We start from the raw sequence: 15,153 nt of genomic DNA, 5'->3' as shown, positions 1-15,153 counted from the left end.
TAATATTTTGGATAGCAAAAAAGAGACAACTTGGTTAACAACCAAGTTGTCTCTTCTGGATACTGCAGGCCAAAATTCAATTGTTTAGTTTGAAACCGTCACATCATTCAGTTCACGCTGCAGCACTTCGCCAATTCGCTTCATGCCTTCCACAATCCGCTCATTTGGCATATTGGAGTAGTTAAGACGCAGTGTATTCTTAACCCCGCCGTTCGGGAAGAATGGTGCTCCAGGTACGAATGCGACATTATTATTCAGGCATTCAACAAACAGCACGCTTGAATCAACCGTGTCCGGAAGCTCAACCCATATGAATAAACCACCCTCGGGCACACTGTGCTTGATGCTTGCAGGGAAATACTCCTTGATACAGGACAGCATCGTCTCGCATCTTTCTTTGTAAACGTCTTTGATCTTCTCCACGTGGGCATTAATGTCATTCTGCTCCATATATTTCGCGGTAAGCATCTGAGCGAAGCTGTCTGTGTGCAGATCAGCCGATTGCTTCAATGCCACATACTTATCAATGATCTCTTCACTTGCACATACCCAGCCAAGACGAAGTCCTGGTGCAAATATTTTGGAGAAGGTGCTGAGATAAATCACTCTGCCTTCGGTATCAAAGTGCTTGACCGGTGGAAGAGATTCACCCGCAAATCGAACCGCACCATACGGATTATCTTCGACAATCAGCACATTATATTTATTCGCCAGCTCCACCATTCGCTGCCTTCTATCCAGCTTCAAGGTACGACCTGTCGGGTTCTGGAAGTCAGGAATCGTATAGATAAACTTGGCCTCCGGATGGGCTTGAAGGGTCTTCTCCAGCTCCTCCATGATCATGCCGTCATCATCCATAGCGACTTCTACGAACCTAGCGTCATATACTTTAAATGCATTAATGGCAGCCAGATATGTAGGACTTTCACAAATAACCGTATCGCCTTCGTTAATAAACAGCTTGCCTGTCAGGTCAATCGCCTGCTGCGAGCCAGATGTAACGAGAACCTGCTCAACCTTCGATTGAATTCCAATCGCGCTCATTCGTTCACAGATAGCTGTACGCAGAGGGGTATATCCTTCAGTTGTACTGTATTGAAGCGAAGCTTGTCCCATCTCCGTCAATACGGCATCGGCGGCTGCTCTGATCGCATCAACCGGGAACAGTTCAGGTGCAGGAAGGCCTCCTGCAAAGGAAATGACCTCGGGTCTTTCCGTTACTTTTAAAATTTCTCTTGTCTCCGACGGTTTAACATAGCCGGCTCTAGTTGAATATTTATCGTCCATTCATTTACACTCCTTTGAATTATATAATAACACGCTATGGCGAATTGTAAAAAATAATAATTGTCATTCAATTTATACAGAGAATCACTTCTTATGTATTGTATCAATAATTGCAGGATCAATTCGTTGTTATCTTCAATATGCTGCGGCGTGTTATAAACAAAAAAACTGCGGATCTCCCGCAGTTCATTACATTGATTATGTGGTGACTACCTGATCCCATTCGTCTCTGGAAGGGGGTTCTCCCTGAAGCTGCTTCAGGAGCTTCTTCATCATCACGGATGCCTTAACCCTCAGCTCTAGTGAATCCGATATTTCAACTTGATAGGCTCCCTGCTGAATAGCCAGTCTTAGTTCAGCGACGCTATGAACAGACTCGTTCATCCTATTGATCACGCTCCCATATTGAAGACATTGATGACTGTCGCTTCCAGCGACAATCGGGAGCCCGAGAAGTTCTGCAAAGGGATAAATCTTCGCCTGATACGCCGTTATGCCTTGTTTGTACAGATCCTTAGCATTAAGATCCAGGGCATCAAGCCGCTTCAGCAGGTTTACATTGATATGGTGAAGCGGGGTCCATGAGCGATATGGATGCGCTCCAATCTTAAGTACATTCCGTTCCTCTACAAGGTCAAGCAGCTGGGCAAACGGGATGAAGTTATCTTTAGACAGATAAGGCTCAAGCTGTTCCCGAATGGACAAGATCTCCTCTCTTGTGCTAATCAGAAGGATATGTCCTGTTTCTCTAATATCGACCTCCATCCCTGGAAATACACGGACCCCCTCGGCCTCGTAGTAATGCCCATTATAAGAATAAGCCTCATCAAGTGCTGCATAGATCTGTCCAAAATTGTTCGTATTAAAATGCTCGGTCAGGGCGATGCCTGAAATGTTGTTCGCCCTTGCTTCTGTCAGCATCTCCTTGAAATAGGCTAGCGAAAAATCAGATTTCTTGGATAACTTCCCATGAGTATGCAAGTCTAAGAACATTGGATTCAACTCTCCTTAGATATAACTTGAGTTAGGAACCTTTCTGTCAATTGGTTAATACAGCAGGTTCGGCAGACTCTCTCCAAACCAGAACAGCCAGCTAATATAAGCAATTGAAAATACAATAAAATAAACATCGAGGGCTCGAATCTTAAGATAGGACAGCCTCAGCTTCTTCACCTCGGGATGATTCATCCCGTAGGTAAAACCTCTGATCTCAAGTGCCTCAACGGTCGTCCTCGAACGTTTAGCCGTATTCAGCATGAGGGGATAGAAGCTGAGCACCAGAATACGTAAATAGTAAATGATGTTCCTGAAGTAGAGTACGCCAGGACGCTCCGGCGAGCGTCCTCTTAGCCGATAAGACAGCAGGATTTGATGAAACTCTGATAACAGTGTGGGTAGTATTCGATAACCGTACGATAAGCTGAACGAGAATGCTTCGGGAACGCCAAACGCAGATAGACCGTCACTTAATTTCTCTGGATCCATACTGGAAAATACAGCAATGCTCGCCAGCGAAATAACGGATAATTTGAGTGTAAGAGTGAGAAGCGGTAATAATGATTCAAGGCTGCCCCCAAACAGCATGGAGAATAGAAACATCCACCCTACCTGACCAACGAGACCCAGCGTTAAAATAATGAGAATAACGTAGCTGACCCTCGCAAGGGCCGTCATACTAACGATAAACACAAACATACCGAACAGTACGGTCGTGTTATGTATGAACCAAGGAACGATCGCAAAGAACAGATACCACAGCAGCAAGGTTCGTGGGTCTAACCTTCCAATAAAAGTCGTTGATCTGCCATAGGCAGTCCCTAACAGCTCCAGCTTAATCCGTTCTACGGAGATGCGGTCAAGCGTTTTTCGGACGATATCCATGTGCTCACCTCCCCTTCCCCCGTTAGCTCAGACCCGCTTGCAGGTGAATAAAATGCGAGAAACTCCTCAAGTGTATAGCAGATCCTTGGCAATCCTAGAGCAAGGCTAAGCTCCATGAGCTGCGTCGATACTAGACCTGCACGCTCCAGCAGTCTCCCGTCAGCGAAGATTTCTTCCTTCGTTCCATCTGCGAGTACAACTCCCTGATGCATAACGATGATTCGAGTAGCCCACTCGGAGACCAGCTGCATATCATGCGTGGCAATAATAACAGTCTCTACCTTGTCCTTCAATGAAGCTAATACGTGCTGCATCTCCTGCTTGGTCGCGATATCCAGATTAGCTGTCGGTTCATCCAGGAGCATAATAGCTGGCTCCATGGCTGCGCCAATCGCCAGGGCCGTACGGCGCTGCTGTCCACCGCTTAGCAGCCGGGCATCCTTGTCCCTAAGCTCCTCTAATCGGAAATGCTGCAGCATGCCTTCAAGCCGCTGATCTTTACCTTGTACACGATGCGCATTCAGATAGTAAGCAATTTCTTTTTCAACGGAATCTTCAATGAACATTTCCTCTGGATTTTGGTATACATAAGCCGTATGTCTAGCCATTTTCTCTGGTGTCATTGATCTTACATCATGACCATTTACCTGCAAGTAACCCGATGTCGGCTTCACAATACCCGCAATCAGCTTCAGAAGAGAGGATTTGCCTGCACCGTTATTGCCCACGATGGCGATGGACTCACCCGAATGAATGTGCAGATCAACTCCATCTAATACCGACTGCATTTTTCTAAGAATTGTTCGGTAGGACAGATGAACATCTTCAGCCAGGATCAGGGTGTTTGCTGCATCTTTAATGTCCGTCTGGTGGTGGATCATTGGCTTATCCTGAGTTTTCGCCTCGATTCTCTCCTCCGCAGCAAACCAATGTATGGCTTCCTCCAGTGTTATGGGAAGAAGCTGGTCCTTATGCGCATGCTCTTTCTGTGGATCTATGCTATGTTGACGGGCAACCCGCCAAGCTGCCTGAGTCACCTGCGGCGGGAAGATACCGAGATCCAGCAGCGTTTCCACTGAAGATAATGCCTCGCGTACAGGAAGCTTCCACTTCATTCGACCACGATCCATTAATACAACCTCATTGCAGTAATCAGCAATAAACTCTGCATGATGTTCGATGACAATAATGGTTTTTCCCAAAACCTCATTCAGATGCTGTAGAATATCGTATATTTGCCGGGCGTGACGCGGATCAAGCTGGGATACAGGCTCGTCGATAACCAGAACTTCAGGATCCATGGCAAGTGCACCGGCGAGGGCGAGCAAATGCTTCTGTCCACCGCTAAGTGACCAGATAAAGGCATCCTTTACACCGTAAAGTCCCATCATGCGCAGCGCTCTCTCGCCGCGGGCAGCGTAATCCTTATATCCGTAATTCAGCGGTGTGAACATGACATCGTCCATGACGGTAGGCCTGACCAGCTGATTCTCAAAATCCTGATATACATAGCCTACATATCTGGATAGCTCTGCTACCCCTGCAACTTCTGCAGCCAACCCACAGACCGTCACATCCCCGGTATATTCACCTGTATAATAGTGCGGGATCAGACCGTTAATACATTTACATAGCGTAGATTTGCCCGACCCATTGCTTCCGACAATGGCGATAAAATCACCCTTGTTCACGGTAAGCGATACCTGATCTAACACAGGGACTTCATCACCGGGATATGTAAACGAAATGTTGGATAATTGGATGATGGGCTCAGACATTTTTGGTCTCCGTTCCTGTATCCGACTTCCCAGCTTTGCTGCGCATTATAATAAGTGTAACGACCGTTATTAGAGCGGCTGCGCCAATACTGATCCATATGAGCTGCTGTTCGGACACGCCTGTAAAGATATCCTCCCATTCGGCAATGTTCCATTCTGTCTCAGAGAGAATTTCTGCTCCAACCGCTACAACGGCAAGAATTACACTGAGGATCACATATTTCGGTGATAACCATGCAGCTGTATCATATTTCATTCCTTTATGACGAGGACGTATGCCTAGAAGCGGTTCGATCTTTCCATACAGCCGGGGAACAAGATATAGGGTCGGAAGCAGAGCGAACAATATGCCTGAGAAAAACACGTCGTTTAGGAAACCAACCCCTTCGATGACGACGATACTTTCAGCAAGTCCCTCCACTGCTTCAAGCTCTTCTACACCTACCCAGACCTTAACAATGTCCACTATAGAACTAAGTAATTGATGAATCGCCACCCCCGTAATGGCTGCGATCCCTACCTGAAGCTTGTTCGTCGGATCCTTAACTAATCGACCCGCTGTGTACATTGCCAAGGAAAAAGTGATGAATTTCTCAACTTCGCCGAGGCCGCAGAATTGACCGAGCATCAGCTCACCGAAGATGATCTCCCCTACCGATGCGCCGACAGCAGCATACAGCGGATGAAACAGCATGCACAGCGTGAGTGGAATGAAGGCGAAGTACTCCACCGATAATTCGATAGGCCCGAGCTGCACGCTTGGAATCAGTTCTGTGAACATGTTGGACAAACCATACAAAGACATGGACAGTACGAATATCATCATTTTTTGAGATGAGGTCAGTGTGTACCGTGCCGACAATGTATTCATCGTTTTAATTTCCTCCTCTAATCGTGAATATAACACCATTATAGGAAGGGCTGATTATCGCAAAATTCCAGTTATATTAACGCAAGATCAACATTTTTTCATCATTTTTGACGGTGTAAACATATTTACATAACATTAGCTCCCTATATTAAGGCTATCTATGCGAGGGAAGAGCAAAAAAATTGGGGGTGTGCAATCAGATGTATGAAGAATGGGGTAAAAAACACTTTTCTACTAATCAGCGGCTGCTGGCTGATTTTATACAGCGGAATGAGCAGCGAATTCTGTATATGACGGAACAGGAGATTGCAGACGAGGTTGGAATCAGCATTGCCTCTGTGTCAAGGTTCTGGAAATCCGTGGGTTACGTCAATGCCAAGCAGTTCAAGGCAAAGCTTCGTTTCCGCTTGGAATCGGCTCCTGCGGTCAAATTAGAAGAAACGATGAGCAAGATCGAAGGTCTCCCACTGCCACAGACACTGCTCAGTACAATTCATCATCATTTGGATGAAACATGTAAACGACTGGATTCTGAAGTACTTAATGACGCCTCTGAAGCGATACGTCAAGCGAGACAGATCTTTGTTTTTGCCCCAGGTCCGTGTATTTCGCTCGCAGAACTGTTCGCATTTCGATTACATCGATTTGGCCTCCATATTCAGATTATGGCTGCAAGCGGTCATGAATTACTCGAGACGCTGATGCACGCAGGCCCCGATGACGTGCTTCTTGTCTTTGGTTTCGTCCAGATACAGCCGGAAATTGAAGTGATATTGGATTATGCTGAGGAAGCAGGCTATCGGGTCATTCTGATCACGGACCGCCTGGTATATCCTCGGGCAAGTCAGGCAGATCTGGTGCTGTATGCGGGAAGAGGTGAAGTATGGGAATTCCATTCCATGATTGGACCTGTATTCGTCATTGAGAATTTAATTCTCAACGTGGGTCTCGCTATGAATGAGGAAAGTCTCGGGAAGCTGAGACATCTACAGCAATTACGGGCAAGATATTATTCTAAGCTTCCGCGTTAGTAAATTAGTGTAGGAGAATGTATGTGATAGCTAAAAAAGGACTGCTTACCACCACAAATAGAACGATCGAATCAACATATCGATTCGATCGTTCTTAGCTGTATTTATTCAGAGACCATCCGATTTGTCAGAGATCCCAGCTTCTCTATTTCGATAGTCACGGTGTCTCCTGGTTTCAGATATACCCGGTCTTCCTTAGGTAACCCAAGAACGACCCCTTCCGGAGTTCCTGTCAAAATGATATCTCCGGGCAGAAGCGTCATATGCTGTGAGATATAGCTGACAATCTCGTCACAGTGAAAGATCATGTCCGAGGTATTGGAGCTTTGCTTTGTTTCTCCATTTACAATACACCGGATATCCAGTGAGTTAGGGTCACCAATCTCGTCAGCTGTTACCAAGTAAGGGCCAAGCGGAGAGAATTTGTCGCACGATTTACCAAGCAGCCATTGAGGAGTTCGCATCTGCAGATCACGTGCAGACAAATCATTCACATTACAATATCCATAGACATAATCCAGCGCATCTGCTTGGGTTACGTATTTGGCTTCCTTCCCGATAACAATCACAAGTTCAGCTTCATAATCCACTTCACTGCTAACTCTGGGCAGCGGAATGTCTTCCCCATGTGCAGCCAGGGTGTTATTGAATTTATTGAATAGAATTGGATATTCAGGAATTGCCGCGTTTGTCTCCTCAGCATGCCGCCGATAGTTCAGTCCAACACAGATGATTTTGCTCGGATGGGTCACACATGGAGCATAGGAGACCTCATCTTCCGGCAATATGGATTGTGCTTGCACTTCCTTATTCTCTGCGACCGCACTCTTAAGTCGTTCCAATTCTTGTATTCCTGACTGCCCTGCCTCAATTGCAGCATGGATATCCATTGGAACCCGGTTCATGTCTGGCAGCAGCGAAGCAGCTGTATTTACATCGATAATGCCATGATCAATCTTAATCCCCAATCGGATATCACCATTTACTAGAAATGTAACAAGCTTCATGTTCAAGTCCACTCCTTTTTATGTATTATGCATTCTTGCCGAAAACAACGCCGCCATCAATATACAGAGGGGAACCCATCATGAATCTGGATTCGTCGGAAGCAAGGAAGAGCGCAGCACTGGCTACGTCATCCGGTCTCCCCAAATCGCCGCTTAATTGTCTTGTCTTCAAAGCTTCAAAGGCTTCGGCTGGATCATCATAAGAAGATCGCAAGTAATTTTCAACGAAAGGGGTAAGTATGGTGCCGGGGAGGAGAGCATTCACCCGAATGTTGTATGGGGCATAATCAACCTGCATGGATTTGGTGAGGGCCAGCACCGCTCCCTTGGTCGCAGAATAGGATGCACGCTTGGCTAGTCCAATCTCGGCAATGCAGGAAGACATATTGATAATAGATCCGTTCTTCTCCTTCATCATATGAGGAAGAACATATTTTGAAGGCAGATACACACCACGAATATTTACCGTCATGACACGATCCCAGTCGTCTGGCTCTATCTCATGCAGCTGTCCAATTCCGCTGATCCCTGCATTATTAAACAGGATATCAACTCTGCCAAATTGATCTATAATGCGTTCAACCATCTCTTCCACCTGATTGGCGTGGGTTACATCTGCTTGCATGAATAGAGCTGTACCTCCAGAAGCAGTGATCTCCTGAACGGTCTCCTGTCCTTTATCCTCATTCAAGTCATTGACAAGGACAACAGCACCTTCCTTAGCAAAGAGCAGTGCACTGCTCTTGCCGATTCCAGATCCGGATCCGGTAATTAAGGCGATTTTATTTGCCAAACGCAATAGTAATCCCCCCTTATTCGTTATCCACCTCAAACTGCTATCGTTCCATATGATCCTCTGGCTGAGCAGCTTTCACTGATAAGCCACCATCCACCATCAGCAAATGTCCGTTCACCTGCATCGCCTCTTCTGATGCGAGAAATACAACTGCATCTCCGATTTGACGTGCTGTACCCAGCCTCTTCATCGGATTGGCTTCAATCTCTTTGGCCCGGATTGCCGGGTCAGCCAGAAAATCAGTACACATATCCGTGTCTACTGTACTCGGTCCAACGGCATTAACGTTAATTCCATATTTGCCGAGCTCAATCGCCATGCCCTTCGTCAGCATATGACCTGCTGCTTTGGATGATTGGTAATGTGGGATTACAGGACTTGTAACGACAAGGCTTGCTGTAGATAGAACATTTACTATTTTTCCGCTTCTTTTGGGAATCATTTTACTAGCAGCGAGCTGAGAACAGAGGAAGATTGATTTGACATTCGTATCAAATGTTCGATCCCAAGTCTCTTCCGTGGCCTTCATAAAAGGCTCGAACGGCGCAATTCCTGCATTGTTGACCAAGATCTCGATCTCTCCAAGTTCCTCCTCTATGGCTGAGAACATGGCATCCACTTGAGCTTTCTTACCTACATCGGCCTGCACGATCATCGTCTTAACACCATGGACTTCAGCATTTCTGGCCACTTGTTCGGCCAGCGCTCTTGATCGATCCGAGGAATAATTAATTGCCACATGAGCTCCTTCCTCAGCAAGCCTGTATACAATAGCCTCTCCAATTCCCCGGCTTCCTCCCGTCACCAGAGCAATGCGGTTCTCGAGTCTCCCCATCTTCCTTCCTCCTTATAAACTAGGTCCAATGCGATTAATGCTGAATTCCTGGTGGCCGAGTATTTCTGCTTTTGTCAGCTTACCGTTCGCTACTTCAACAATCTCCTCCCAGATGGCTTCCCCAGCTTGTTCTAAGCTGAGTTCCCCGGACAGCATTCCGCTTACATCAACATCCATATTGTCGCTCATCTGGTCATACATCCGCTTATTCCCTGTAATCTTAATGACAGGAAGCACAGCTGCACCTGTCGGGGTGCCTCTTCCGGTCGTAAAGCAGACGATATGTGCACCGCCGGCTGCCATTCCTGATACACATTCAATATCGTTTCCAGGTGAATCCATAAAATATAAACCGCTTTCAGGAATCGCTTCTGCATATTCTATAATTCCATTAATAGGTGCAGTACCGCATTTACTGATACATCCAAGTGACTTCTCTTCGATGGTGGACAGACCGCCCGCAATATTTCCTGGACTGGGATTGCCGCCGCGCATATCTGCGCCCATACGTTCGACTTCTTTTTCAAATCGATCAACGATTTCAAACATCCTGCGCTTCATCTCTGGTGAAGTACACCGTTCAGCAAGCACATGCTCCGCTCCTATGATCTCTGTTGTTTCACCGATTACGACGCCTCCACCTTGGCCAATAAGCATGTCACTGGCCGCACCCAATGCAGGATTAGAAGCCAGGCCGGATGTTGCATCTGAACCTCCACATTTTACACCCACCTTCAGCTTGCTTATCGGAACAGACACCTTGGGCATGGCATCCAGCTGTGTCTTCATTTTTCGAGCAATTTCGATTCCGTGTGTTATCGCTTTGACAGATCCTCCTACAGATTGGATATCAAACATTTCAACCGGCTTGCCTGTTTTCCTGATTTCCTCTGCCAGTGCAGCGGGGTCCACAACCTCACAGCCCAGACTGATAATGATGACGCCACCCACATTCGGATTCTTCCCTGTCCCCGCCAGCATGTTAAAGGTACGCTCCTTATCTGCTCCGATCTGCGAACAGCCGTGCTGATGAGGAATTGCAACGGTATCCGGCACCATCTGCATAATACGATTACTGACTTGGTTAGAGCATATTACGGTGGGGATGATTAACAAATGATTGCGAATTCCAATATCGCCATTGGGACGCAGATAAGCTTGAATCGTATTCATACTATCCCTTCCCTTCCTGCTTGATCACCGCGTCCTCGTAATCCTTCAATATTGTGAATATGCACATGCTGCCCTGCTTCGATCGCGATACTAGCCTGGCCTATAACTTCCCCGTACTTCTTTATCTTCGTGCCTTCGGGTATTTGACTCAGCGCCACTTTATGACCGAACGGGATGTCATTCAGAACGGTTAATTGAAAACGGTTACCATTAAAAACAAAAGAGATGTCCTCTCCGGCTTGCAAGTCCTTGAGCGCTGTTGCCACATGATCATCTGCATGCATTTGAATAACATCAGCACCGATATGCACATCTTCTCTTATGATACTCACCGCCTTATCATACTGGAATCCACGCTATCATAAACCTTAAATTAACAAGGTTGGTTGGTACTGTCAATAGTTCGAATTTCTCTTCATATAACTGAACCTACTCGATGTTGAAAGTAGATAAATAAAATAACGGCTGCATATTCACAAAATGAATTCGAACTGTTATAATAAAAATTATAGTTGAATCATTTTCTTAACTCATGATTCAGTTGTTAAAATCAAATATGTTGTTCACGGGAGGAGCCTGCCACACAAGGCCCCTCTCTGTTTATTTTTAAGGCGTGTTTACGGGGATATTGCGTAAATGCGCCTTTTTAGTTGAGAGTGGATATTTCTCCCGATGATGTAACAACATAAATGTGGAAACGAAAGGAGAAAGATATGGAATTTATTCTACACCTAGTCCTCATCCTCATCTTCACTAAACTGGCAGGTCATTTGTCCCTCAAGCTGGGGCAGCCTTCCGTTCTTGGAGAATTGATTGCCGGTGTAATTCTTGGTCCGGCTGTACTTGGATGGATACATCAGACCTCATTTATTCATGAATTCTCAGAAATTGGTGTCCTGATCCTCATGTTCATTGCAGGACTGGAAACGGATTTGGAGGAGCTCCGAAAGAACTGGAAGGCTGCTCTTGCTGTAGCGGTTGGCGGTATCATTCTGCCATTCCTGGGCGGATACAGCTCTGCTTTGGCTTTTGGAATTGAGCAAAGTCATGCATTATTCCTTGGACTTCTGCTCTGTGCAACATCCGTGAGTATTTCCGTTCAAACGCTGAAGGAAATGAACAAACTGAATTCACGCGAGGGTACAACCATACTGGGTGCTGCCGTAGTGGATGATATTCTTGTCGTTGTCCTGCTTGCCGTGATGATGAGTCTGCTGGGAACAGGAGAATCCGTAAGTATTGGTTCTCTTATTGGTAAGAAGGTATTGTTCTTCGTTGTCATCATCGCAGCAGCAATCTGGGTTGTTCCGCTCATCATGAAGTGGCTCAGCAAGCTTAGAGTGTCGGAGACCGTAATCTCCGGTGGTGTCATCATCGCACTTGCCTTTTCTTATTTTGCCGAGTGGATGGGCGTTGCAGGTATCATCGGCGCATTTGCAGCAGGGATTGCCATTTCTCAAACACCATACAAGCACACGGTGGAGCACAAGCTTGAGCCGATCGCATACAGCTTGTTTGTTCCGGTATTCTTTGTAAGTATTGGTCTTAATGTGAATTTCGAAGGCGTTGGCTCTCAGATCGGGTTCATCATCGTCCTAAGTGTGACGGCCATTCTCACGAAGCTCCTCGGTGGAGCACTGGGTGCCAAGCTGACAGGATTCAATATGCATTCCTCCTTCTCCATCGGTACAGGAATGATATCCCGGGGCGAAGTTGCTTTGATTATCGCCGGAACTGGCCTTGCTTCAGGCCTATTGGATCCGCAGTATTACACTTCGGTCATAATCATGGTTATTGTAACAACTCTCGTTACTCCCCCGCTTCTCAAAATCATGTTCGCGGATAAACATGCGAAGAAGCGGAGTCAAGCAAGTTCACAGAAATAAAATGGTGAATACATCAAAAAAAACAGGCACGACATTTCTGAAAAATGTCTGCCTGTTTTTTGATGGACGAGACTCGAGCCACCAATCTTTAATCCAGCTCCATCTCATATCTAATAGATTTGGTGCTCATTCCATTGGATTCCAGGAAAGCTTCAGCACGCTCATTATCCGCTAGTATATCGATCTCAACAGCATCTGCCTTTCTCTCTTTACCCAGCTTAATGATAAATTCCATTAAAGATTGACCCACGCCTGCTCCTCGAATCTCCTCGCGGACACAGAAATCACGAATGAACAATACCTTTCTCTGCTTGTATATCTTGTGTGCATTTACTTGCTCTTCATCCACGATGGCATAACCTGCAATTACATTGTTCGTGGCTTCAGCAACAATCACCTCTGATTGAGGGGCACCAAGGAATCCACGGACTTCTTCCTCCGTATAATTGTCAGCAAGCTCATACAGATCAGGTCTTCTGTCGGCGATGACTTCATCGTAGTCTTTTCTTAATTGAATAATAGATGGGATATCCCCTTCAACTGCATTACGAATTCGTAGATCCAATCAAATCTCTCCTGTCATAATAGGCTCGAAGCTAGATATCTATATTATTACCCATTTGTGCTATAAACGATCTCCATACTTGAATGAATCCATTTCGCATCGAAAGATTTATCCTTTTGCTTCTTGATAGTCTATTCGAGAAACATAGCTATGCAGCACCATACCAATCACAACGATTAGCATCCCCACCCATGAAATGGATGAAGGAATCGCAATGGACAATAACAGCACTTCACCTGCAAGCGCGAATAGCACTTCCATGGACTGCGTTGCCTCCACTGCCGCTAATTTCTGCATATTTCCTCTTACCATATCGGTCGCTTTGAAAAATAGTACAGTTGCAATGACTCCGGAACATAGAGCCACAAGCAGCGACTGCATACTCTGATCCAGACTTGGCAGGCCCTCCGTAGCTAGACCATACACAGACAGCAGAATCCAGAATGGCAGGCTGGCAAGTGTCATGCCCAGCACTCTTTGGTAAGCGTCCAACCTTCCTTCGCACAGCTCCATCATTTTACGGTTACCCAGCGGATAGGCAAAAGAAGCGATAAATACAGGAATGGCTCCTAGCAGCAAATTCTCTAGAGAAAAGCTCTTTGCATGCTCAATTTGCATCAGCACTATACCTAGCAAGATAAGGATCGACATCAGAAGTCCCTTCATAGGAATTCGACCTTTGATCTGAAGGTGGCCTGAGGAAGTATGTATGGTTTCAGTAAATAGAGGGGCAAGAAGCATGCCGGCAATGATCGTAAACTGCCACGTCCCTGCAACCAGCCATCCCGGAGAATAGGCGGCCGCAAAGCATAATGGAGCATAAAACAAGCCAAAGCCTACACAGCTCCACAAGAGCCAGGTTCTCGGCTGTTTTTTCATCTCGACTATTAGTGTTCTGAAATTTCTTCTGAACATAACGATCGCAGTTAGAAAAGGAATCATAAATATGTAGCGGAGTGAGGCGCTCCAGATCCAGCTGCCGCCGGACAACTCCATCGATGCGTTTAATACAAAAGTAAATGCAAAAAAGAAGGCCGCGAATATTCCTAACAATATCGGTTTCAATGAATTCACCTCAGGTGGTCTAAGAATTAGCTGTATGCAGATTACGATAATCAGTTGGAGGCATGCGACAATGGTTCTTGAAAGCTCGGGTGAATGAATACAGACTCGTATAACCAACGCTATATGCGATTTCTGTAACGGTTGCGGTGGATTGACTGAGCAGATCCTTCGCTTTATCCATCCTTACCCGGGCGATGTACTCCGCAGGTGATACTCCGATGGCGCTCCTGAATTCGGTTGAGAAATAAGTGCGGTTCAGCCCCGCTAGCCGTGCGACCTGCTGTACAGTAATCCCCTCCGTGGCATGCAGGCGGATGTAGTCCAAGCTCTTAGAGACCCAGGATAGTACACGGTGCTCCGGCTGTCGTTCACTCGAGCTCATCAACTGACCCAGCAAACTATAGAAGCGTCCTCTGAGATCCAATCTGACAGCTTCATTTGCTGTGTCCTTCTGTCTCAGCACGTTCATCAATCCGGAGATGTGTTCTTCGATCATAGGGCTGCATCGATTCAAGAGATAAGGCTCATGACGTGACAATCCAAGCAGCGTTAGAATTTCCTCCATCCCAGGACCATCCATTGCCATCCAGATAAGCCTAAGCGATTCCTTGTCTTGATTCTTGTAGTACAAATAAGTGATGCCTGGATACATACAAAATAAATCTCCCGGTCCAAGCAGTCGCTGTTGCCCGTCATATTCAAAAAAGATATGGCCTTCCTGCACAAAATGAATACTGTAGCATTCGATTCTTCTCGGTCCCACTCGATAGCTGGGCTTAGCGATATTTCGCCCCATTCTTACAAGCCAAGCCTGGTCTCTCTTGTCGAATTCAGACGGCGAATCATATAGGAATTCAGCATATTCATGCTCATACTCTTGAAAAAAGGTTGGAACCACTGTACACACATCAACACCCCATACAGACAAAATGTTAAATACATCATACATTAAGTTATTTCCTCTGTGCTGATCTTTTT

The 15,153-nt window shown here is 46.0% G+C and carries 15 protein-coding genes; 2 read left to right on the top strand and 13 right to left on the bottom strand.

The window, feature by feature from the left end:
* Window positions 1–84: 84 nt before the first annotated feature.
* The 5 genes from ACFSVM_RS09445 to ACFSVM_RS09425 all read right to left on the bottom strand — a co-directional run bounded on the left by ACFSVM_RS09445 (window position 85) and on the right by ACFSVM_RS09425 (window position 5,817).
* Window positions 85–1,287 (bottom strand): aminotransferase-like domain-containing protein, encoded by a 1,203-nt coding sequence (locus ACFSVM_RS09445; protein WP_076315225.1) that lies wholly within the window; start codon window positions 1,285–1,287, stop codon window positions 85–87.
* Between the two features lie 198 nt (window positions 1,288–1,485).
* Window positions 1,486–2,280, bottom strand: a complete 795-nt coding sequence (locus ACFSVM_RS09440) for a PHP domain-containing protein (protein WP_379261686.1) — start codon at window positions 2,278–2,280, stop codon at window positions 1,486–1,488.
* A gap of 54 nt (window positions 2,281–2,334) precedes the next feature.
* A complete protein-coding gene (locus ACFSVM_RS09435; RefSeq protein ID WP_379261684.1) occupies window positions 2,335–3,168 on the bottom strand; it encodes an energy-coupling factor transporter transmembrane component T family protein in 834 nt (277 codons plus the stop codon).
* Window positions 3,129–4,946, bottom strand: coding sequence for an ABC transporter ATP-binding protein (locus ACFSVM_RS09430; RefSeq protein ID WP_379261682.1), 1,818 nt, complete (start codon window positions 4,944–4,946; stop codon window positions 3,129–3,131). Before ACFSVM_RS09430 ends, ACFSVM_RS09435 begins: the two co-directional genes overlap by 40 nt.
* Window positions 4,939–5,817, bottom strand: coding sequence for a cell division protein FtsQ (locus ACFSVM_RS09425; protein WP_379261681.1), 879 nt, complete (start codon window positions 5,815–5,817; stop codon window positions 4,939–4,941). The genes ACFSVM_RS09430 and ACFSVM_RS09425 overlap by 8 nt, the downstream gene beginning before the upstream one ends.
* 200 nt (window positions 5,818–6,017) lie before the next feature.
* On the opposite strand from ACFSVM_RS09425, the gene ACFSVM_RS09420 reads away from it, so the two are divergent.
* Entirely contained in the window at window positions 6,018–6,848 is an 831-nt protein-coding gene (locus ACFSVM_RS09420) for a MurR/RpiR family transcriptional regulator (RefSeq protein WP_379261679.1), read from the top strand.
* A gap of 104 nt (window positions 6,849–6,952) precedes the next feature.
* Here the strand turns inward: ACFSVM_RS09420 and ACFSVM_RS09415 are convergent, their stop codons facing one another.
* The 5 genes from ACFSVM_RS09415 to ACFSVM_RS09395 are packed head-to-tail and all read right to left on the bottom strand — an operon-like array spanning window position 6,953 to window position 10,991.
* Entirely contained in the window at window positions 6,953–7,855 is a 903-nt protein-coding gene (locus ACFSVM_RS09415) for a fumarylacetoacetate hydrolase family protein (RefSeq protein WP_379261677.1), read from the bottom strand.
* A gap of 25 nt (window positions 7,856–7,880) precedes the next feature.
* Window positions 7,881–8,654 carry an SDR family NAD(P)-dependent oxidoreductase gene (locus ACFSVM_RS09410; protein WP_379261675.1) on the bottom strand — a complete coding sequence of 258 codons (774 nt, stop codon included), beginning with the start codon at window positions 8,652–8,654 and terminating at the stop codon, window positions 7,881–7,883.
* A gap of 37 nt (window positions 8,655–8,691) precedes the next feature.
* Window positions 8,692–9,486 carry an SDR family NAD(P)-dependent oxidoreductase gene (locus ACFSVM_RS09405; protein WP_379261673.1) on the bottom strand — a complete coding sequence of 265 codons (795 nt, stop codon included), beginning with the start codon at window positions 9,484–9,486 and terminating at the stop codon, window positions 8,692–8,694.
* 12 nt (window positions 9,487–9,498) lie between these two features.
* A complete protein-coding gene (locus ACFSVM_RS09400; RefSeq protein ID WP_076315216.1) occupies window positions 9,499–10,659 on the bottom strand; it encodes a UxaA family hydrolase in 1,161 nt (386 codons plus the stop codon).
* On the bottom strand, window positions 10,656–10,991 hold the full coding sequence (locus ACFSVM_RS09395) for a UxaA family hydrolase (protein WP_305954057.1): 336 nt from the start codon (window positions 10,989–10,991) through the stop codon (window positions 10,656–10,658). The genes ACFSVM_RS09400 and ACFSVM_RS09395 overlap by 4 nt, the downstream gene beginning before the upstream one ends.
* A 381-nt stretch (window positions 10,992–11,372) precedes the next feature.
* Between ACFSVM_RS09395 and ACFSVM_RS09390 the strand changes: the two genes are divergently transcribed.
* Window positions 11,373–12,545: a cation:proton antiporter gene (locus ACFSVM_RS09390; RefSeq protein WP_379261670.1), complete on the top strand. Its 1,173-nt coding sequence runs from the start codon at window positions 11,373–11,375 to the stop codon at window positions 12,543–12,545.
* Between the two features lie 88 nt (window positions 12,546–12,633).
* On the opposite strand, the gene ACFSVM_RS09385 is transcribed toward ACFSVM_RS09390, so the two are convergent.
* From ACFSVM_RS09385 to ACFSVM_RS09375, 3 genes are all read right to left on the bottom strand, one after another.
* Complete coding sequence (locus tag ACFSVM_RS09385; RefSeq protein ID WP_076315214.1) at window positions 12,634–13,110, bottom strand: GNAT family N-acetyltransferase; 477 nt, start codon at window positions 13,108–13,110, stop codon at window positions 12,634–12,636.
* Between the two features lie 108 nt (window positions 13,111–13,218).
* Window positions 13,219–14,175 carry a DMT family transporter gene (locus ACFSVM_RS09380; protein WP_076315213.1) on the bottom strand — a complete coding sequence of 319 codons (957 nt, stop codon included), beginning with the start codon at window positions 14,173–14,175 and terminating at the stop codon, window positions 13,219–13,221.
* A 19-nt stretch (window positions 14,176–14,194) separates the two neighbouring features.
* Complete coding sequence (locus tag ACFSVM_RS09375; protein ID WP_083656190.1) at window positions 14,195–15,124, bottom strand: helix-turn-helix domain-containing protein; 930 nt, start codon at window positions 15,122–15,124, stop codon at window positions 14,195–14,197.
* Window positions 15,125–15,153: the final 29 nt, after the last annotated feature.

The sequence above is a fragment of the Paenibacillus shunpengii genome, assembly GCF_042684905.1.
In the GTDB taxonomy this organism is placed as follows: domain Bacteria; phylum Bacillota; class Bacilli; order Paenibacillales; family Paenibacillaceae; genus Paenibacillus; species Paenibacillus shunpengii.
The sequence above is the reverse complement of the archived record's forward strand: the minus strand, read 5'-3'. Positions and strand labels throughout refer to the sequence as shown.

What these genes read in the sequence shown, in the direction of transcription:
- ACFSVM_RS09440 (WP_379261686.1), bottom strand. Translation starts at nt 2,280, where the DNA reads ATGTTCTTAGACTTGCATACTCATGGGAAGTTATCCAAGAAATCTGAT.
- ACFSVM_RS09435 (WP_379261684.1), bottom strand. Translation starts at nt 3,168, where the DNA reads ATGGATATCGTCCGAAAAACGCTTGACCGCATCTCCGTAGAACGGATT.
- ACFSVM_RS09400 (WP_076315216.1), bottom strand. Translation starts at nt 10,659, where the DNA reads ATGAATACGATTCAAGCTTATCTGCGTCCCAATGGCGATATTGGAATT.
- ACFSVM_RS09445 (WP_076315225.1), bottom strand. Translation starts at nt 1,287, where the DNA reads ATGGACGATAAATATTCAACTAGAGCCGGCTATGTTAAACCGTCGGAG.
- ACFSVM_RS09425 (WP_379261681.1), bottom strand. Translation starts at nt 5,817, where the DNA reads ATGAATACATTGTCGGCACGGTACACACTGACCTCATCTCAAAAAATG.
- ACFSVM_RS09420 (WP_379261679.1), top strand. Translation starts at nt 6,018, where the DNA reads ATGTATGAAGAATGGGGTAAAAAACACTTTTCTACTAATCAGCGGCTG.
- ACFSVM_RS09415 (WP_379261677.1), bottom strand. Translation starts at nt 7,855, where the DNA reads ATGAAGCTTGTTACATTTCTAGTAAATGGTGATATCCGATTGGGGATT.
- ACFSVM_RS09390 (WP_379261670.1), top strand. Translation starts at nt 11,373, where the DNA reads ATGGAATTTATTCTACACCTAGTCCTCATCCTCATCTTCACTAAACTG.
- ACFSVM_RS09430 (WP_379261682.1), bottom strand. Translation starts at nt 4,946, where the DNA reads ATGTCTGAGCCCATCATCCAATTATCCAACATTTCGTTTACATATCCC.
- ACFSVM_RS09405 (WP_379261673.1), bottom strand. Translation starts at nt 9,486, where the DNA reads ATGGGGAGACTCGAGAACCGCATTGCTCTGGTGACGGGAGGAAGCCGG.
- ACFSVM_RS09375 (WP_083656190.1), bottom strand. Translation starts at nt 15,124, where the DNA reads ATGTATGATGTATTTAACATTTTGTCTGTATGGGGTGTTGATGTGTGT.